A 19,382-nucleotide genomic window follows, 5' to 3' on the forward strand; every position below is an offset into this window, starting at 1 on the left:
TCTGTTTGGCGGGGCGGGGGGACCGGCGTGAACCCCACCGGGCGAGGGGGGGACGCCGGGCCCCACAGCCACGGGGCACCCCCCCCGGCGGGGTCGGGTCCCGGGCGCGGGACCCGACCCGCCGTCCCGGAGGCGCGGACGTGCCGGGGGACGGCCGGCGTCGCCGGGACGCCGGCGTGCGCCGGACCGGTTCAGCGGTCGCGCAGCCGGCCCGCCCCCTCCAGGACGCGCCGGGCCGCGGCGGCCAGCCGGGGACGGCCGCGTACGAAGCGGTGGGCCGCCCTCGCCGGCTCCCGGCCCAGCCGGTACACGGCCCCGCCCGGCCCCGGCCGCACCACGGCGCCCTCGTAGACCCGCAGTTCGCGGGTCTTGAGGGAGTCCTTGTAGCGGGCCGGTCCGCTGCCCAGGTCGACCGTGCGGATGCCGTCGGCGGCCGCCGCCTCCAGCATCCGCAACTGCAGCACCAGCCCGGGCGAGTACGTGCCGTAGGCGCGGTCGTACGCCGGGAACCACCAGGACAGCACCGTGGGCGAGCGCAGCCCGAAGTGGGCGGCCACGGGACGGCCGCCGGCGTACAGCACGGAGAGCAGCCCGCGGCACTCGGGGTCGTCGCCGTGCGCGAGCAGCTCCACCAGCCGCGTGATCCACTCCTGTGCGAACCGGTCCCGCCGGCCGGTCCTGCGGTACTGGGCGGATTTCCAGCGCATCAGCGCGCGCAGGGCCTGCGGGTCCCGGGCGTCGTGGACGTACCGCACCTCGCCCACCTGCCGGGCGAGCCTGCGTTCCTTGGCCCGGGTCCGTCTGAGGAAGCCGGGGGACCTCGCGCGCAGCCGCTCGGTGTAGTGCGCGAAGCCCTCGTCGAGGTCGATCACCGGGCTGGCGAGTTCCTCGGCGGCGTGCGGGACGAAGAGGTGCTGACCGGCCTCCAGGTGGTCGAACTCCCAGGAGGAGAGCCCGCAGGCCGCCAGCAGGGTGTGCGGGTCCAGCCGGAGGCCGGGGCGCAGCACGGCGCCCTGGCTGTCCGACACCCCCGCGCCGATGGCCCGGCCCCGCCCCCACGGCCCCCTCTCGTACGGGAAGAACCCGACCGGCGTGCCGTCCCGCTGCAGCACGGCCACCCTGGCGCCCGGCCTGACCTGTCCCACCGCCGTGGTGAACGCCGGGTCCAGGAACGGGTTGTGCGGCGCGCCGGCCTCCAGGCGCAGGTGCCTCCACACCTTGTGCTCGGCCGGTCCCAGTTCGTCCGGCCGCACGACGAGAACGCGCTTTCCCTGCATGGGTGTCTCCTGGGTCGTCGGGAACGCGGGAGGTGGGGCCTGCCCGTCGCGGCGGACCGGCACCGGTCACCGGACGGCCCGGACCGCGTGGCGCGGGCCCCGGGCGGTACGGCCGCCGCTCAGCGGCGGAAGGCTCGAAGGACGGTGACCGTGCGGGCGGCGCCGCCCGGTCCCCGGCACCGCGGCGGCCGGGCCGGACGGGAGGCGGCCCGCGGCTTCGCGGTCGCCGCCGGCCGGGCGCCCGGAGCCGGGTGAGGGGCCCCGGCCGTCCCCGGGGACCTCGGCGAGCGGGCGACGAGGCGGTGGGCCGGGGCGTCCGCCTCGCCCGGGGAGGGCGTGGAGACGCCCTCGGGCGCGGCCGGCGCCGCCTCGCCGTGCGGCACCGCCGCGGGAAGGACCGCGGCGCGCGGGTCCGCCGCGAGCACCGGGGCGCACAGGAGCAGGAGCAGCACCGAGGCCGGCACGACCACCGCCGCTGTCCATCGAGACCGCACCGGTCACCCTTTCGACGTGCGCCCAGCGGGGGTGGGAGGAGCGGGCCGGCACCGGGCGGCCCCCTCGGTCGTGCGCCCGGCACGCCTTCCAGTAGCGCCGAGCGCCTCCCGCCCGTCAAGCCCTCCGCGCCGCCGCGCGGCGCACTCGGCGGCCCGCGCCGGCCGCAGGGCGCCCCCGGTGTCCCGCCCCTCACGCCGGGACCGGTCCTCCGCGGGCACGGCCCGCCCCGACGGAGCCGATCGCCCCGTCGCCGGCCGCACCCGGTCCCGGGGCGCCGTCCGGGCCTCCGGGGCACGTGCGGGCCGGGGTGAGAACCGCATCACAGCGGGTTCGCGTGACCCTTCCACGGGATACTGGCAGGAGGAGCCTCATGCGCCGGAGCGGGACGAGGGGGTTCTCAGCACGTCCGATCCCGCTCGGACCGGTAGAGGAGGCAGCACGTGACGGGCCCGGACACCATGGGCAGCAGCATCGAGGGGCGGCCCCCGTCGGCCGCGCCGCCCGCGCCCTCCGCTCTGCTGGCCGCCCTCGGCACCGCCGCCTACGCGGTGGACGAGCAGGGGCGCATCCTCGCGGTCAACGCGCACGCCGAGCGGCTGCTGGCCCGCCCCGCCGGGGACATGCTCGGCCACGACGCGCACGAACTGCTCCACCGCAACCGGCACGGCGCCCCGCTGCCCCGGACGCAGTGCGGGATGCGGCGGGCCTACATGACCCGCCGGACGGTGCAGTCCGACGAGGAGTGGTTCGAGCGGGGCGACGGCTCCCTCGTCCCCGTCTCCTGGCTGATCACCCCGCTCCACACGGAGGGCGGGGACGAGGCGACCCTGGTGGTCCTCCACCTCCCGCAGGAGCACGAGGCGGCGGGCGGCGGGACGCCCCGGCCCCACGGCTCCCTGTCGGAGCTGGAGCGGCTGGCCCTGCTGGCCGAGACGACCACCCAGTTGACCTCCACCCTCGACGTCGAGCAGGCGCTGCGCCGGCTGGTGAGCCTGGTCGTGCCGCAGCTCGCGGACTGGGCGATCGTCGACCTGATCACCGAGCACGACGAGGTGCGGCGCACGGTGGTGGTGCACGCGGAGGACGGGGCCCTCGTGCACCGGGAGGACCTGCAGGGGCCGATGCCGCCGATCCCGCAGAGTTCCATGATGCCCCTCTCCCGGGCGCTGCGGGGGGTCTCCTCGGCGCTCGCCGGACCGGAGACCTACCAGGGGACGCCCGACTCCGGAATAGCCGTCGAACAGCGGCGCCTCTTCGAGGAGACCGGCATCCACTCGGCGGCCATCGCACCGATCAGAGGTCTGCGCGAGGTCCTGGGAGCCCTGACCCTGGGCCGGTCCCGGCAGTCGGAACCGCTCACGGCCGCCGACCTCCCCCTGCTCGAGGACATCACCCGCCGGGCCGGGCTGGCCCTGGACAACGCCCGCCTCTACCAGAGGCAGCGCATGGTCGCCGAGACCATGCAGCGCCACCTGCTGCCCCAGCTCCCGCACGTGCCCGGCCTGCAGATGGCCGCCAGGTACCTGGCGGCGCCCGACGCCTCCCAGGTGGGGGGCGACTGGTACGACGCGTTCCCCCTGGCGGACGGCGCCACCGCGCTGGCCATCGGGGACGTCGTCGGGCACGATCTCGACGCGGCGGCGGGCATGGCGCAGATCCGCAACATGCTCCGCGCCTACGCCTGGGCGCAGCAGGAGCCTCCGAGCAGGATCGTCGAGCGGCTGGACCAGGCCGTCCTGCGCATCACCGAAGTCACCATGGCCACCCTGCTGTTCGCGCGCATGAGGGTCGACGACGGCCGGTGGCGGCTGCGGTGGACCAACGCCGGTCACCCGCCGCCGCTCCTGGTGTCCTCCGACGGCCAGGCCCGCTACCTCACCGAGGGGCACGGCATCCTCCTGGGCGCCGGATCCCACGGACCGCGCCCCGACGCCACGACCGAACTGCCGCCCGGGTCCACGCTGCTGCTCTACACCGACGGTCTCATCGAGACGCCCGGCCGTTCCCTCGACGAGGGCCTGCGCCTGCTGCACCGGCACGCCGCCTCCCTGGCCCACCGCCCGCTGGAGGCGTTCACCGACCTCCTGCTGGAGCGCGCGCGTCCTTCCGGGAACGACGACGACGTGGCCCTGCTCGCCCTGCGCATCCCCTCCGAGCCGTGACGGCGCGGTGCCGGCACCGCGCCGCCGGTGCGGGCCGGCACCCTCGTCCGTCGGCGCGGGCCGGTGCCGACTTCCCCTGACGGGTGGGTCCTTGACGCCCCGTACGGGAGCGGAAAAGGGCCGGACATTGGCATAGACCTGACAGGAAGGGGGCGGCTATGCTCTGCCCCGACCCCGCTGAGAGCGCTCTCACACTGCGGTTGTTCCACCCCCACCTCGCTGGAACGACGAAGGACACCTCCCATGAGACGCATCCGATTCACCCATGCCGGCGTGGCCGCCCTGCTCCTGATCGGAAGCTGGACCGCGGCCGGCACCGCGCCCGCCGCGGCGAAGGACGCCCCCGCCTCCTCCGCCTCCTCCCCCGCCTCCGACGGCCTGGTGCGGGCCATGCAGCGGGACTTCGGCCTGTCCCGCGCCGAGGCCGAGAGCCGGCTGGCCGCCGAACGCGCGGCCACGGAACTCGCGCCCGAAGCCCGCAGAACCGCCGGATCCGCCTACGGCGGCGCCTGGTTCGACGCCGGGAGCGAGAAGCTGACCGTCGCCGTCACCCCGGACGCCGACGCCTCGACGGTCCGGGCCCTGCGGGACTCCGGCGCGCGGGTCCGCACCGTCGAGCACAGCGCGCGGCAGCTCGACGCGGCCAAGTCCCGCATCGACCGCCTCGACGCGCCCCCGGGCGTCAGCAGCTGGTCCGTGGACCCGGTCGCCAACTCGGTCGTCGTGAACGTGGTCAGCGGCGAGCAGGGCGACAACGATGTCCGGCGGTTCGTCGACCGGGCCCGCGCGGCCGGCCCGGTCACGGTGCGGACCGCGCCGGCCGCGGCCCGCACCTTCGCGGCGGGAACGGTGGGCGGCGACCCCTACTACACCGGCAACGCCCGCTGCTCCATAGGCTTCTCGGTCCACGGGGGATTCGTCACCGCCGGGCACTGCGGCGGCACCGGCGCCGCGGTCAGGGGCTGGGACGGCTCGCACATCGGCACCTTCCAGGGCTCCTCGTTCCCCGGCAACGACTACGCCTGGGTCAGCGTGGGCAGCGGCTGGTGGACGGTTCCGGTGGTGCTCGGCTGGGGCACCGTCCCGGACCGGCTGGTCCGCGGCTCGGCGGAGGCGCCGGTCGGCGCCTCGATCTGCCGCTCCGGCTCCACGACCCGCTGGCACTGCGGCACCGTGCTGGCGAAGAACGAGACCGTCAACTACAGCCAGGGCGCGGTGCACCAGATGACGAAGACGAGCGTCTGCGCCGAACCCGGCGACTCGGGCGGCGCGTTCATCAGCGGCGACCAGGCACAGGGCGTCACCTCCGGCGGCTGGGGCAACTGCTCCGGCGGGGGCGAGACCTGGTTCCAGCCGGTCAACGAGATCCTGGGCCGCTACGGGCTGACCCTGCACACCGCCTGACCCGGCCCACCGACAGCGAGCGGGCTCCGCCGGACGACCGGCGGGGCCCGTTCCCGTGCGTCCGGCGCGGGCGGGGGACAAAGAGTTACCGGTCCGTAACCCACACGCGTGTTACCGACGGTAAGTAAGCGGTGCTAGTTTCCGGTTCACCTTCCTGAAGAGCGAGGAGCGAGCCGTGAGCCGTCTGAGCCGTGCGCTGACCACCGTCGTCGCCACGACCGCCTGTGTGTGCGTGGCCGCCCCGCCCGCCGCCGCGAGCGACACCGTCGTGTCCCGCGGCGTGGCCGTCCCCGCCTTCTACACCCCGCCCCCCGAACTGCCACCGGCCGACGGCGTGCTGATCCGGCACGAGCCGCTGCGCCTCGCCCTGAGCCTGCCCGGTCTCGACGGCCGCAGGCTGCCCGGCACGGCCACCCGCCTGATGTACACGTCCACCGACTCGGCCGGGGAGCGGGTCGCGGTGACCGGCGCGTACATCGAGCCGTCCGCGGCCTGGAAGGGCCCCGGCCCCCGCCCCCTGGTGGTCGTGGGCTCGGGGACCATGGGCCAGGGCGACCAGTGCGCGCCCTCGCTCTCGCTGGAACGCCCGCTGATCCTCAGCGGGGAGACCCTCTCGGTCGGCTACGAGAACCTCGCGGTCCACCGCCTCCTGACCACCGGCGCGGCCGTCGTCGTCACGGACTACGTCGGTCTCGGCACGACCGACCGGCTCCACACCTACGTCAACCGCGTCGACCAGGGCCACGCCATGCTGGACGCCGCGCGGGCGGCGCGCTCCGTGCCGGGAGCCTCCGTCACGGCCGGTTCCCGGGTGGGCCTGTACGGCTACAGCCAGGGCGGCGGCGCCAGCGCCTCCGCGGCCGAGCTCCACCGGTCGTACGCGCCCGAGGTGAACCTCGTCGGCACCTACAGCGGCGCGCCGCCCGCCGACCTGGCCGAGGTCATGAAGGGCATCGACGGCAGCGCCCTGGCCGCCGCGCTGGGCTGGGCGATCAACGGTTTCGCCCAGGCCGAGCCCGATCTGCGCGACGTGGTGGACGCCCACGTCAACGCCGCGGGGCGGGCCGCGCTGGAGGACATCTCCACCACCTGCGTGGGGGACGGGATCCTCGGCCACGGGTTCACCAAGAGCACCACGTGGACGTCGAGCGGCAGGAGCCTCGCGGAGGTCATGGCCGGTGAGCCCCGCGCCCAGGCCGTCCTCGACCGGCAGCGCCTGGGCGCGCTGAAGCCCACGGGACCGGTCCGGCTGGCCACCGGCATCCAGGACGACATCGTGCCGCACGCGCAGTCCCGGCGGCTGGCGGTCGACTGGTGCCGCAAGGGCGCCGACGTCACCTACAAGGCCGTCGTCCTGCCGAACCTCGGGGACAAGATCCTCACCAACCACCTGACGCCGCTCCTGACCGACCAGGGCGACGCGGTGTCCTGGCTGGCCGACCGGCTCGCGGGCCGGCCGGCCGCCTCCAACTGCCGGAGCATGCCGGTGCAGCCCTGAACCGCCCCCGACGGCACGAACCCCCGTCCCGGACGTGCGGGACGGGGGTTCGCGGTGGAGCGCCGGGCAGGCCTTGCACCTGCATCTCCCCGCAGGAAGCGGGGCGTCTTTCCTTGGACCACCAACGCGCGGGCCGGCTCCGGTGATCCCCGGTGCCGTGACCTGGCACAACTGTAGCCGCAATCGCCTCAGTCGTCACATCGGTCACAGGAGCACCACGGCGAGCGGTCCCGCGCGCGGATCCGTCCCGGCCGTCAGCTCCCGGCCGGGACGGCCCGCGGCGCCGGCACCGGCGTCCCGGTGGAGGCCGCTCCCGCGAAGTTCCCCTCGACCTCCTCCCGTTCCGCCGCGTTCGGGTAGGGGTTCGTGCACGAGGTCCCCGCGCTGGAACCGGACATCAGGCTGGAGCAGGGGCCGGGCTTGCGGTCCGGCAGGCCCAGGATGTGGCCGAGCTCGTGGGACGAGATGCGGACGGTGCTGTACCCCTGGTTCACGGCCTGGCGCCCGATGTAGACGGTGCCCCTGCCCAGGGAGGAGGGCAGGGCCCGCGGCCAGCCGTTGTCCGCCAGGACGCGGATGTCGGCGCGCTGTCCGGACGCGGCCGGACGCAGTTCCACGGCGTCGACGCTCTCGTTCCAGATCGCCGCGCCCCGGTCGACCGCGGACCTGAACTCCGCGGCGCCGCTGGCGTCGTAGGTGAGCACGCGGACGGCGGCCGAAGGGCTCGCGGTGCCGCCGGAGGGGGCGGCCGCGGCCTGGCCGCCCAGCAGCGGGAAGGACATCACCAGGGCCGCTGTCAGACCGCCGGTCAGGGTGGTGCGCACGTGCATGGTCGACCTCCTCGTGGGGGAAGGTAGTCGTGTTCATGACACTCCCTGCCTCTCTGCCCACCCGTCACGGCCGTCAATCCGTCGTTCCGGCCGCCGCGTGCGGGGCCCGCGGCGCGAACGCGGCGCCGCCGGGTCCCGGGGAAGCACCGGCTGGACTTCCCGATCACCCGGGGGCACTGTGGGCGGGGATCCACACCCTCCCACGGGACACCCCTGATCGCACCACCGGAGACGACCCGATGAACCACCTCGCCCACCCCGAGCGCTACGACGGCACCATGCGCTACCGGCGCACCGGCCGCTCGGGGCTCGACCTCCCCCTGCTGTCCCTGGGCTACTGGCACAACTTCGGCGACGACCGCCCCTTCGGGACCCAGCGCGAGATCGCCCTGCGCGCCTTCGACCTCGGCATCACCCACCACGACCTGGCAAACAACTACGGTCCGCCCTACGGCGCCGCCGAGACCAACTTCGGCCGGCTGATGAAGCGGGACCTCGCCCCCTACCGGGACGAGCTGGTGATCTCCACCAAGGCGGGCTGGGACATGTGGCCCGGGCCCTACGGCCAGGGCGGCGGTTCCCGCAAGTACCTGCTCGCCTCGCTGGACCAGTCCCTGAAACGCATGGGGCTGGAGTACGTGGACATCTTCTACTCCCACCGCCTCGACGCCACCACCCCGCTCGAGGAGACCATGGGCGCGCTCGACACCGCGGTGCGCCAGGGCAAGGCGCTCTACGTCGGCATCTCCTCCTACGACGCCGAGCGCACCCGCGAGGCCGCCGCGATCCTGAGGGACCTCGGGACCCCGCTGCTGATCCACCAGCCGTCGTACAGCATGCTGAACCGCTGGATCGAGACGGAGGGGCTGCTGGACGCGGCCCGGGAGGAGGGCTTCGGCGTCATCGGCTTCACGGCGCTCGCCCAGGGGCTGCTGACCGGGCGCTACCTGGACGGCGTCCCGCGGGACTCGCGGGCGGCGGCGGGCACGTCGTTCGACACCGCCTGGCTCACCGACGACATGCTGCGGCGCCTGCGGGCCCTGAACGGCATCGCCGCCCGCCGCGGGCAGACGCTCGCCCAGATGGCGCTGGCCTGGGCCCTGCGGGACCCGCGGGTCACCTCGCTGGTCGTCGGCGCGTCCCGCGTCGAGCAGCTGGAACAGAACGTCGCCGCGCTGGACAACCTCGGCTTCGACGCCGGGGAACTGGCCGAGATCGACGCGTACGCCACCGACGGGGGCGTCGACCTGTGGCGCGAGGCCCGGCTGGGCACCCTCGGCTGACCCCCGCGGGTGTGCACCGCCGCGGAAGGGGAACTGCGGTCCGGTGAGCCGCGTTCCGCGGCCGCGGTGCCCCCACCGTTCGGACGGACCCATGCAGACGTTCCTGCCGTATCCCGACTTCTGCGGGTCGGCGCTGGTGCTCGACCGGCGCCGGCTCGGCAAGCAGCGGGTCGAGGCGCTCCAGGTGCTGCGCGGCCTGATCGTCCCCGGCTACGGCTGGCGCCGGCACCCGGCGGTGCGCATGTGGACCGGTTACGAGGAGGCGCTGGTGCGGTACGGCCTGGAGATCTGCCGGGTCTGGCGCGACCGGGGCCACCAGGACAGCTGCGCCGCCACCCTGGTCGCCGACCTCGCCACCGTACGGCCCGGCGCACCGGTGCGCGGTCAGCGGCAGCTGGCCGAGGCCGGCGAGCTGCCGCCCTGGCTCGGGGACGACGCCGTGCACCGCAGTCACCGCTCGGCGCTGGTCCGCAAGGACCCGGCCGTCTACGGGGAGCTCTTCCCCGGCGAACCGGACGACCTGCCGTACGTCTGGCCGGCGTCCGACCGCGACCCCGAGGCGGCGGCCGGCTGACCCGCCCGCGGCCACGGGCCGGGGCCGCGCCCCCCGGCCGCGGCCGCCCCGATCGCGCCGGCGCCCCGGCGCCCCCTCCCGGGGACCCGCCGGGGCGCCGCCGTGCCCCTACCGGGAGGCCAGGTACTCCTCGACGCCCGGTGCCACGTGCGCGTCCTCCGCGTTCACCACGCCGCCGACCGCCTCGGCGTCGGGCTTCAGGACGTACGTCTTCACGCTCGCCGGGCGGTCGACGTCGGAGAAGTCCTGCGCGGTGCCGAGACCGGTGTCGGCGTTCTTCCGGGAGCGGTGCGCCTTGACGACGTCCTCACGGGTGAGACCGCCCGCCTCGCAGGCCTTCTCCAGGTCGGCGCCCAGGAGCCGGGCGGCGTTGTACCCGGACAGCACGCCGGAGTCGACCGGCGAGTCCGGGTACTTCTTCCGGTACGACGCCACCATCTTCTCCACGCCGGGCAGGTCGGAGCTGACCGCGGGCGCGGCGCTCACGATGCTGAGCATCGCCGCCAGGGCGGGCGCGGCCGGCGTCTTCATCAGCTGGGGCGCGAAGCCGGGGGCGCTGCTGACGACGGGCACCTTCAGGCCGCGGGAGGCCGCGACGCCGACCAGGGAGGCCGTCTGCGCGGGTCCGGCGCTGATCAGGACGGCCTTGACGCCCTCCTTGCGCAGGGCCGAGACCTGGGCCGACAGGTCGGTGTCCGTCGCCTTGATCTTCTGCCCGGCCACCTTCAGGCCGGCCTTCCCGGCCGCCCAGGTGGAGCCCTCCAGGGCGTTGGCGCCGTAGTCGCCCTCGAAGTAGACGTGGCCGATGGTGTCGCCCTTCTCCAGGCCCTTGGTGCGGGTGAGGAACCCGACCGCGGCGATCATGTCGACGTCGTAGGTGGTGCCGAGCACCTGGATGGCGTCCTTGCCGAGCAGGGAGGCCGCCCAGGCCTGCGGGAAGGTGAGCATCTCGTCCCGCTGGATGTCGTCGAGCAGTGCCGCGACCACCGGGGAGCCGATGACCTGGGGCAGCGCCACGACGTCGGGGGCGATGTCGGCGTAGGCGGCGACGGCCTTCTGCACGTCGTAGCCGTGGTCCTTGACGACGATCTCGACCTTGCGGTCGCAGATGCCGCCGTCGGCGTTGACCTCGTCGGCCCACATCTGCTGCGCCTGCACGATGCTCTTGCCGAGGGTGGCGTAGGGACCGGTCAGGTCGGTGAGGGCGCCCAGTCTGATGGAGTCGGCGCCGATGCCCGGGCCGGTGCGGACGCCGTCGGCGGCCTCGCCGCCGCCCTTGCCGTCCTCCGCCTTGGAGCTGCACCCGGTGGCCGCGAGCAGCAGGACGAGGGCGCCGGCGAGGACGGTGCCGGCGGTGCGGCGCCCGTTGCGGGGCCTGGGGTGCGTGGGGTTCACGGGGTGTGCTCCTTGGGTCGTGCGGCTGCGGCCGGCCGCGGGGGCGGGGGGACGTCGGTCGTGCCGGCGGGGGTGCGGGACCGGCGGCGCCGTACGCGGTCGCCGGCCCGGCGGGCCAGGCCGTGCAGACCGTCGGGCGCGTACAGCAGGACCAGGACGATGGCCGCGCCGTAGAGGTAGCGGGCGGCCTCGGTGGGGCCCACGGCGCCCTCGGCGGAGCCGGGTGCGGCGACCAGCGGGAGCTGGTCGGCGTAGCGGGTCATCAGCAGGGGCAGCGCGGTGACGAAGACGGCGCCGGCGGTGGCTCCGGCGACGGACCCGAGGCCGCCGATGACGATCATGGCGAGGTAGTCGACGGAGAGGACGAGGGAGAAGTAGTCCGGGACGACGCGGCGGAAGGCGAGCGCGAGGAGCACGCCCGCGAGGCCGGCGTACATCGACGACACCACGAACGCCGCGGAGCGGTGCCGGGCGACGTCGACGCCCATCACGGCGGCCGCGGTCTCGCTGTCGCGCAGGGCGGCCAGCGCGCGGCCGGGGCGTGAGCGCAGCAGGCCGCGGGCGGTGAACCAGGTGAACGCGAACAGGGCCAGACCCAGGAACCACAGCCGCTCCTCGGCGCCGAACGGCACGCCGAGGACGGTCAGTTCGGGGTCGCTCTCCGCGAAGGTGAACCCGCCGAGGGTGAGCGGGGGCACGGAGCGGCCGTTGAAGCCGCCGGTGACGGAGTCCGCGGTCAGCAGGACGTGGTGGCCGAGGAAGACCAGGGCGAGGGTCGCGATGCCCAGGTAGATGCCCTTGACCCGGGCGGCCACGGGACTGAACAGCCCGCCGGCCGCCCCCGCGAGCAGCACCGCGAGGAGCGCGGCGAGGGCCGGCGGCAGCCCCGGTCCGGGTTCGCCCGCGAACCAGGCGTAGCCGTAGGCGCCGACGGCGAGGAAGAAGGCGTGGCCGAGGGAGAGCTGGTCGGCGGTGCCGCTGAGCAGGGCGAGACCGACGGCGCCGATGGCCGCGGCCATGGAGAACAGGCCGATGCGCAGCCAGAAGGCGTCCAGGTAGAACGGCGGCAGGCACAGGACGGCGGCGAGCAGCAGGAGCCGGCCCCGCCGACGGGTCAGGGCTCCGAGGAGTCGGTCAGACACGGGCCGCTCCCTTCGCGCCGAACAGTCCGGTGGGCCGCACGAGGAGCACCAGCAGCATCACCGCGTACGGGGCGACGTCGCCGAACCCCTCGCCGAGGACGTGCAGTTCGGACTGGTACCCGACGACGAGCGCCTCGGTGAGGCCGATGATCAGGCTGCCCGCGAGGGCGCCGGCCGGGGAGGCCAGTCCGCCGAGGATCGCGGCGGGGAAGGCGTTGAGGGCGATCTGGCCGGTGGTGCGCTCCAGGCCCGGCGCGGGGAACGCGGCGAGGAACACCGCCGCCAGCGCGGCGAGCGCGCCCGCCAGGCACCAGGCGCCCGCCCGGACCCGGCCGAGCCGTACGCCCATGAGCGCGGCGGCCTCCAGGTCCTCGGCCGCCGCCCGCAGGGACAGCCCCCAGGAGGTGAACCGGAACAGCGCGAACACCCCGCCGATGACCGCGGCCGACACCGCGATCGCGGCGAGCCGGCTGTCGGCGACGGTGAGCGGCCCCAGTTCGGTCACCGCGTCGCCCCACGGGTCGCCGAGCGACAGCAGGTCGCCGCCGATGCGCCGGGCCAGGTCGGTGAGCAGGACGATGTCGACGCCGATGGTGACGATGGTCTGGACGTGGGCGGAGTGGGCGTCCTGGCCGCCGCGTTGCAGCAGGAAGCGGTCGAGCGCGCCCGCGAGGGCGGCCGTGGTCAGGACGGCCAGGGCGAGCGCGCCGGCGAAGCCGAGGTCGTCGTGGAGCACGGCGATGAGGTAGCCGCCGAGCAGGAGCAGGGAGCCGTGGGCGAAGTTGAGGACGCCGGAGGCCTTGAAGATGACGACGAAGCCGAGGGCGACGAGCGCGTAGACCGCGCCGAGCGCCAGTCCGCCGAGGACGTTGTCGAGGAATGCCGTCATGCCGCGTCCTGTCCGGTCGCATCGGTGCCGAGGTAGGCGCGCAGCACCTCGGGGTCCCGGCGGACCTCGTCGGGGGTGCCGTGGGCGATGCGCCGGCCGAAGTCGAGCACGGTGACGTCGTCGGCGAGCCGCATGACGAGGCCCATGTCGTGCTCGACGAGGACGACGGACAGGCCGAGTTCGGCGCGCAGTTCGCCCACGACCTCGGCGGTGCGGGCGCGTTCGGCGGCGTTCATGCCGGCCACGGGTTCGTCGAGGAGCAGCACCCGCGGCTCCAGGCAGAGGGCGCGGGCGAGTTCGACGCGTTTGCGGTCGCCGTACGGCAGCAGCGCGACGGGGCTGTCGAAGTGCCGTCCCAGGCCGGTGAGTCCGGCGATCTCGCGGGCCCGGTCGAGGTGCTCGCGCTGCTCGCGCCGGGCGCCCGGCAGGCGCAGCGCGCTCGCGGTGAAACCGGCGCGGGACAGGGCGTGGCGGCCGAGCATGAGGTTGTCGGCGACCGTGCCGTGGGTGGTGACGATGTTCTGGAAGGTGCGGGCCACGCCGAGCGCGGCGATGCGGTGCGGGGCGAGCCGGGTCAGCTCGGTGTCGCCGAGGGTCACCGTGCCGGCGGCCAGCCGGCACAGGCCCGACAGCACGTTGAAGCAGGTGGACTTGCCGGCGCCGTTGGGTCCGATGAGCGCGTGCACCGAGCCGGGGGCGACGGTGAAGCAGACGCCGTCGAGGGCGGTGAGGCCGGCGAAGCGCACGGTGACGTCCCGCACGTCGAGCACGGGCGGTGCGGTGGTGGAGCGGTCGTTCACGCGGCCCCCCGGTCCTCGGCCGACTCGCCCAGGTAGAGGCGGCGCACGGCGTCGGTGCGGGCGAGTTCGCCGGCGGGGCCGGACAGGCGGGTCTCGCCGACCTCCAGCACGTGGGCGTGGTCGGCGAGGGAGAGCGCCATGCCGGCGTTCTGCTCGACGAGGAGCACGGCGGTGCCCTGGGCGTTGATCTCGCGGACCACCTCGGCGATGCGGTGCACCATCTGCGGGGCGAGGCCGAGGGAGGGCTCGTCGAGGAGCAGCAGGCGGGGGGCGGCCATCAGGGCGCGGCCGATGGCGAGCATCTGCTGCTCGCCCCCGGAGAGCAGGCCGGCGGCCTGGCCCGTGCGTTCGGCGAGGCGGGGGAACAGCGCGAACACGCGGTCGCGGGCCTCCCGGACCTGGTTCCGCCCGCGCCGGCCGAGGCCGAGCCCGCCGGAGCGCAGGTTCTCGTCGACCGAGAGCCCGGCGAACACCCGCCGCCCCTCGGGGACCTGCACGACTCCGGCGCGCACCGCCGCGACGGGGTCCTTGCCGTCGAGCACCGTCCCGCCGTAGCGGACGCGGCCGGCCGTGATCGCGCCGCGGTGCAGGCGCAGCGTGCCGGAGACGGCCCGCAGCAGGGTCGTCTTGCCGGCGCCGTTGGCGCCGAGCAGGGCGACGACGGCGCCGTGCGGCACGGTCAGGGACACGGAACGGAGGGCGGACACGGCGCGCCCGTACGTCACGTCGACGTTCTCGACGCGCAGTGCGGGCAGCTCGTCCGGTGGTGCTTCGGGCATCGCGGCTCCTCGGGGCCGTGCCGCCCGGGGGCGGCGACGGCTTCGGGGGATTCGGGGAAGGCGAGCTCACGACAGCACGGGCGCGGACGGCCGGTACAGGCTTCCGGGTCCGCACGCTGCGGCGTACCAACGGGGGCGGACGGGGGTTGTGCGGGTGCCCAGGCGGCGGGCCCCGGGAGCCCGGCCGCCCCGTCCGGGCCCGCCGCACGGCCGGCCGGCCGGTCCGGCGGGGCGTTCCGGGGGCACCCCCCTCCCCCGGAACGCCGGTGCCCCGGGCGGGAGGGCGCGCCCGGTCGTCAGCGGCCGAGGAGCCTGCGGGCGGTCAGGGCGAGGCTGACCTCGACGAGGTCGGACGGGCGGGAGAGGGAACGGCCCGACAGCTGCTCGTAGCGGCGCAGGCGGTTGAGGACGGTGTTGCGGTGGCAGTACAGGCGGCGGCCCGCCCGCTGGGCCGAGCCGTCGCAGGCCAGCCAGGTGGCCAGGGTGTCCAGCAGGACGTCCGCGTCGGCGGGTTCGAGGTGCGCCAGCGGACCGAGCAGCCGGTCGGCCAGGGCGGCACCGAGTTCGGGACTCGCCACCACCAGCGCCGCGGGCAGGTGGTCGGTCAGCCGGACCGTGCCGCCCTCCTGCGGGGACAGGCTCAGCGCGGTGTCCGCCAGCCGGCGGGCCTCGCCGACGGCGGCCAGGCCCTCGACCGCGCTGCTGACGCCCACCCGTGTCCCGGGCGCCTGTTCCTCCGGCACGGCCACCTCCTCACCGTCGTCCCCGACCAGGACGATGCCGTAGTCCGCTTCCGCGCCCGTGTGCCAGTGCACGCGCACCCCCGGGCCGAGGGCCGCCCGGGCGCCCGGACGGCCGGTGGGCCGGCCGCCGCCGGCCGCGACGACCGCGTACCGCCCCTGCTCCGGCAGGCCCAGTGCCCGGGCGGCCTCGGGCAGGTCGGCGATGCGGCTCGTGCCGTCCAGCAGGGCCGCGGCGAGCAGGCGCACCCTGTTCTCCCGCCGCCAGGCCAGCTGCCGCTCGGTCTGCCGGTAGGAGTCCGCCACGAGGGTGCAGTGCTCGTCGACGAAGTTCCACACGTCGGACGCCACGTGCACCAGCAGCCGTACGTCCTCGGGCGCCGCCCGTGACGTCTCGTCGACCAGGCCCTGCCACACCAGCGAGCCGCCCAGCCGGAAGGCGTGCAGCAGCGCGTCCAGCGGCAGTCCCTGCTCGGCGCGGGCGGCACCGATCCTCCAGGAGCAGCGGCGCGCCGCGTCCCGGGCGCCCCGGGGATCGAGCAGGGAGGAGACGCTGTGCCGCAGCGAGCGGTGCGCCTCCTGCCAGATCGCGGCGGGGTCCTCCTCGACGGCGGCCCGGTAGGCGGGTTCCCGCTCCTGCAGGACGGCGACCAGGCGGTCGGTGAGCCGGGGCAGGTCGTCCAGCAGCACCCGGGCGGCCCGGTGCAGCACGCGCAGCGCGTCGGCGTCGATCAGCGACCGCACGCGCGGCGTCCGCGGCCGCGGGGCGGGCACGGGCCCGGGGCGGGGCAGGGTGTGTGGGCGTACGGCGTGGTGCATCGCGCATCTCCCCCAGGGTCGGCTTCCCGGCGGCGCCCGCGCGGCGGTCCCCCGTACCGGCGCCCGGCCGGCCGGAGAGCCCGTGGGCCGCCCGCCACCTGACTCGTCCTGCCCCGAAGGATGGCATACCGTCCGGTCGGTCCCTAGAGTCGTGCACCGGTCTTTTCCGCCTGTTCGACCAGTCTGGCCAGCTCGACCCGGGAGCGGACGCCGAGCGCGGCGAAGACGTTCCGCAGGTGGTAGTCGACCGTGCGGGTGCTGACGGACAGGCTCAGGGCCACCTCCCGGTTGGTGGCGCCCTCGGCGACGCGCCGCGCGATGCGCAGTTGCTGCGGCGTCAGCCGGGACAGCTCCCCCGGGCCGTACCGGACCGGCCGCCCGGCCCCGGCCGGCGCGGCGCCGTTGGCCCGCAGTTCCGCCGCCGCCTGCTGCCCCCACGGGTGCGCGCCGCAGCGTTCGAAGCCCAGCAGCGCCTCCCCGAGCCGTGCGCGTGCCTCGCCCAGCCGGCGCCGGCGCCGCAGCCACTTGCCGTAGAGCAGCTCGGTGCGTGCCCGCTCGAACTCGCCGGCCGTCTCCTCGTGGCGGTCCAGGGCGCGCAGGTACAGCGCGTCGGCGGCCTCCGGCGCGGCCAGCAGCGCGCGGCAGCGCAGGAGTTGGGCGGGGGCCTGCGGGTCCGCCCCGCACGCGGCCCACCGTGCGAAGTCCTCGACCACCTCCCGGGCGTGCGCGGGCCGGCCGGCGAGGACCGCGGCCTCCACGAAGCAGGGGACGGCGAGCATCCACACCGCGAAGTGGCCGCGCCGCGCACCGGGGCGCACCAGCGGTCCGAGCCGGTCGGCGGCCTCCCCGGGGCGGCCCCCACCCAGGTCGGCGCGGGCCAGGGCCCATTGCGCGAGGGTGGCGGCCTGCGCCAGTCCGTGCCGCCGGGCCGTGCGCAGGGCCGCCGCCGCGTGCTCGGCGACGAGCTCCCGCTCCCCCTCGATCGACGCCGCGAGGGCCAGGACCGCGTGGTGGTGGGCGGCCGTGTTCCGCTGCCCGGTCCGCCGCGCGGTGCGCAGCCCCTCCTCGGCGTGGGTGCGCGCGAGCTGGTGGCGGCCGGCCCGCAGTTCGGCGTAGGCCAGGTACTCCAGCGCCCTCGGTTCGAGGGCGGCGGAGCCGAGGGTCCGGGCCGCCGCCAGCGCGCGGGCGCCGGACCTGCGGGCGGCGGTCACCTCGCCCAGCATGAGCGCCGCGGCGGCGGACTCCAGCAGCCGCTCGGGCTCGCCCGGGGGCGGGCCCCCGTCGAGCACGCGCCGCAGCGGGGCGGCGGCCAGGTCGAAGCGGCCCAGGAGCACGGCCCGCATCCCGTCCCGGTGGTCGCGGAGCAGGGCGGAGCGGGTGGGACCGGCGGGGCGGGCCGGCGCGGTCGCGGGGGCGTCCGCGCCGGCGGGCCCGGTGGCGGGGGCGTGCGCGCCGCGGGGGACGGCCGCGGCGGGGGTGCGGGCGGGGACACGGGCGGACTCGCGCGGCGGGGGGCCGTCGGGGGCGAGGACCTGGAGGCAGGCCGTCAGGTCACCGGCGGCCCACGCCGCGTTCGCCGCCCCCAGGACCGCCGTGCCGGCCTCCTCGCGGCTGCGGCCCGCCAGCAGGCCGGCGGCGAGCAGGAAGGACTCGCGGGCGTCGTCCACCGGCCCGTCGGCCAGCAGCACCGCACCGCGCAGGAGTTCCGCGCCGCCGCGCACCGGCGCGGGGGCCGGGCGGCTCCGGGCGGCGTCGAGCAGCCGCAGGGCCTCGGGCGGGTCCCCGGCGAGGAGCGCCTGCCGCGCGGCGGCCGTGTACCGGTGGGCCCGCTCGGCGTCGTCCGGCGTCAGTTCGGCGGCGCGCGCGTACGCCGCGCGGCGCAGGCGGGGCGGCGCGGACGCCGGGCCGGCCGCCGCCGCGGCGAGTTCGGCCGCGAGGGCGGGAGCGGGGCCGGTGACCGTCCACGAGCGGTGCAGCAGCGCCACGACGCCGCGCGGGTCCGCCAGGCTCCCCGCCAGCGCGCGGTGCACGGCCCGGCGCCGTCCGGGCGGCGCGCCGGCGTACATCGCCCTGCCGAGCAGCGCGCTGCGAAAGCGCAGCCGGCCGTCGGCCGGGACGAGCGCCCCGGGCAGCGTTCCCGCGGCGGACGGGAGGGTCCCGGGGGCCGGTACGGCCGGCCGTCCCCCGAGGTTCCCGGCCGCCCGCCGCACGAGGTCCGCGTCGGCGTCCTCCTCCCCGGTCACCCGCACGGCGGCGGCCGTCGCCAGGAGCAGGTCGGCGTGGTCCGGCGGCACACCGGTCAGACACCCGCCGACGACCCCGGTGAGGACCTCCGCGTCGGCCAGCGGCCGGGGCAGCGCGCGGCGGCCGCGGAGCTGGGCGGGCGACAGGCGGCGGACCAGCGCCAGCAGCAGCGCGGGGTTGCCCTCCGCCTCCGTCACCAGCTCCTCGCGCACGGCCGGGTCGACGGCGCCGTCCGTCGCCTCGTCGACCAGGGCCGCCGCGTCCCCGGGCGGGAGCGGGGCGACGCGCCACACGGGCAGTCCCGCCGCCTCCCGGCCGACGGGCCGGTGTCCGGGCACGCTCAGCAGCAGTCCCACCCGGCCGCCCGTCGCGTGCACCCGCGCGGCCGCGTGTCCCAGCGCGGCGCGCGACGCGGCGTCCCACCGGTGCGCGTCGTCCACGCACACCAGGAGCGGGGACGCGGCCGCCGCCGCGCGCAGGACACCGAGCAGCACCTCGCCCGCCGTGCCGTCCGCGGGGAGGCGCACGGCGTGGCCGGCGGTGCGCAGCAGGGCGCGCAGGCCGCTGTGCGGCCGTCCGGTCCGGGACGGGTCGGCGCGGACGTGCCACACCGGCCCGGCGCGGAAGGAACGGGCGGCGAACTCGAGGAAGGCCGTGCGACCGCAACCGGGTTCGCCGGTCACGACGCGGACGCCGCCGTCGGCGCGCAGCCCGTCCAGCAGCTCGGCGATCTCCTGCCGCGCCGGTCCCGGGCGGTACCGGAGCGGAGCGGGCCCCGGGGTCGTCTGTCCGGTCATCCCGCGACCTTACTCACGCGTAAGAAAAGGTGGAAGGTGTGCGTCCGAACCGGCGGGATGACGTGCCAACCGCACCACCAGCGGTTTTCACGGCCCGTCAGGGCGGCGGTGTGTGCCGCGGACCAGGGCGGGCGGGCCGCGGCGGTGCCCGCGCACAACGCCGGTGGGGGGGGGGGGGGGGGGGGGGGGGGGGGGGGGGGGGGGGGGGGGGGGGGGGGGGGGGGGGGGGGGGGGGGGGGGGGGGGGGGGGGGGG

At 76.5% G+C, this 19,382-nt stretch carries 15 protein-coding genes; 5 read left to right on the top strand and 10 right to left on the bottom strand.

The features are described from left to right. Positions 1–191 precede the first annotated feature (191 nt). Positions 192–1,277, bottom strand: coding sequence for a GNAT family N-acetyltransferase (locus ACZ56B_RS31045; protein WP_468797835.1), 1,086 nt, complete (start codon positions 1,275–1,277; stop codon positions 192–194). Positions 1,278–1,396: 119 nt separating this feature from the next. Next, entirely contained in the window at positions 1,397–1,747 is a 351-nt protein-coding gene (locus ACZ56B_RS31050) for a hypothetical protein (RefSeq protein ID WP_468797838.1), read from the bottom strand. Positions 1,748–2,230: 483 nt separating this feature from the next. On the opposite strand from ACZ56B_RS31050, the gene ACZ56B_RS31055 reads away from it, so the two are divergent. The 3 genes from ACZ56B_RS31055 (at position 2,231) to ACZ56B_RS31065 (ending at position 6,836) form a co-directional block, all read left to right on the top strand. Next, the gene (locus ACZ56B_RS31055; protein WP_468797877.1) at positions 2,231–3,934 is read left to right on the top strand and encodes a PP2C family protein-serine/threonine phosphatase; all 1,704 of its coding nucleotides are present in this window, start codon (positions 2,231–2,233) and stop codon (positions 3,932–3,934) included. A 243-nt stretch (positions 3,935–4,177) separates the two neighbouring features. Beyond that, positions 4,178–5,338, top strand: coding sequence for a S1 family peptidase (locus ACZ56B_RS31060; protein WP_468797841.1), 1,161 nt, complete (start codon positions 4,178–4,180; stop codon positions 5,336–5,338). Between the two features lie 175 nt (positions 5,339–5,513). Then, positions 5,514–6,836: a lipase family protein gene (locus tag ACZ56B_RS31065; RefSeq protein WP_468797844.1), complete on the top strand. Its 1,323-nt coding sequence runs from the start codon at positions 5,514–5,516 to the stop codon at positions 6,834–6,836. 254 nt (positions 6,837–7,090) lie between these two features. Here the strand turns inward: ACZ56B_RS31065 and ACZ56B_RS31070 are convergent, their stop codons facing one another. Further along, complete coding sequence (locus ACZ56B_RS31070; RefSeq protein WP_468797847.1) at positions 7,091–7,666, bottom strand: snapalysin family zinc-dependent metalloprotease; 576 nt, start codon at positions 7,664–7,666, stop codon at positions 7,091–7,093. A 239-nt stretch (positions 7,667–7,905) separates the two neighbouring features. Here ACZ56B_RS31070 and mgrA point away from each other — a divergent pair, with 239 nt between their 5' ends. Both mgrA and ACZ56B_RS31080 read left to right on the top strand, forming a co-directional pair. Next, on the top strand, positions 7,906–8,949 hold the full coding sequence (gene mgrA / locus ACZ56B_RS31075) for an L-glyceraldehyde 3-phosphate reductase (protein WP_468797850.1): 1,044 nt from the start codon (positions 7,906–7,908) through the stop codon (positions 8,947–8,949). Between the two features lie 91 nt (positions 8,950–9,040). Next, positions 9,041–9,523: an MSMEG_6728 family protein gene (locus ACZ56B_RS31080; protein WP_468797853.1), complete on the top strand. Its 483-nt coding sequence runs from the start codon at positions 9,041–9,043 to the stop codon at positions 9,521–9,523. A gap of 108 nt (positions 9,524–9,631) precedes the next feature. Here the strand turns inward: ACZ56B_RS31080 and ACZ56B_RS31085 are convergent, their stop codons facing one another. The 7 genes from ACZ56B_RS31085 to ACZ56B_RS31115 all read right to left on the bottom strand — a co-directional run bounded on the left by ACZ56B_RS31085 (position 9,632) and on the right by ACZ56B_RS31115 (position 19,128). Further along, positions 9,632–10,918, bottom strand: a complete 1,287-nt coding sequence (locus ACZ56B_RS31085) for an ABC transporter substrate-binding protein (protein ID WP_468797856.1) — start codon at positions 10,916–10,918, stop codon at positions 9,632–9,634. Further along, complete coding sequence (locus ACZ56B_RS31090; RefSeq protein ID WP_468797859.1) at positions 10,915–12,060, bottom strand: branched-chain amino acid ABC transporter permease; 1,146 nt, start codon at positions 12,058–12,060, stop codon at positions 10,915–10,917. The genes ACZ56B_RS31085 and ACZ56B_RS31090 overlap by 4 nt, the downstream gene beginning before the upstream one ends. Beyond that, the gene (locus ACZ56B_RS31095; RefSeq protein WP_468797862.1) at positions 12,053–12,949 is read right to left on the bottom strand and encodes a branched-chain amino acid ABC transporter permease; all 897 of its coding nucleotides are present in this window, start codon (positions 12,947–12,949) and stop codon (positions 12,053–12,055) included. Before ACZ56B_RS31095 ends, ACZ56B_RS31090 begins: the two co-directional genes overlap by 8 nt. After that, positions 12,946–13,749 (bottom strand): ABC transporter ATP-binding protein, encoded by an 804-nt coding sequence (locus ACZ56B_RS31100; protein ID WP_468797865.1) that lies wholly within the window; start codon positions 13,747–13,749, stop codon positions 12,946–12,948. Before ACZ56B_RS31100 ends, ACZ56B_RS31095 begins: the two co-directional genes overlap by 4 nt. Then, positions 13,746–14,528, bottom strand: a complete 783-nt coding sequence (locus ACZ56B_RS31105; protein ID WP_468797868.1) for an ABC transporter ATP-binding protein — start codon at positions 14,526–14,528, stop codon at positions 13,746–13,748. Before ACZ56B_RS31105 ends, ACZ56B_RS31100 begins: the two co-directional genes overlap by 4 nt. 296 nt (positions 14,529–14,824) lie before the next feature. Further along, positions 14,825–16,087, bottom strand: coding sequence for an RsbRD N-terminal domain-containing protein (locus ACZ56B_RS31110; protein WP_468797871.1), 1,263 nt, complete (start codon positions 16,085–16,087; stop codon positions 14,825–14,827). Positions 16,088–16,230: 143 nt separating this feature from the next. Then, entirely contained in the window at positions 16,231–19,128 is a 2,898-nt protein-coding gene (locus ACZ56B_RS31115; protein ID WP_468797874.1) for a helix-turn-helix transcriptional regulator, read from the bottom strand. Between the last annotated feature and the right edge of the window lie 254 nt (positions 19,129–19,382).

This window comes from Streptomyces sp. NPDC034670, assembly GCF_055574875.1.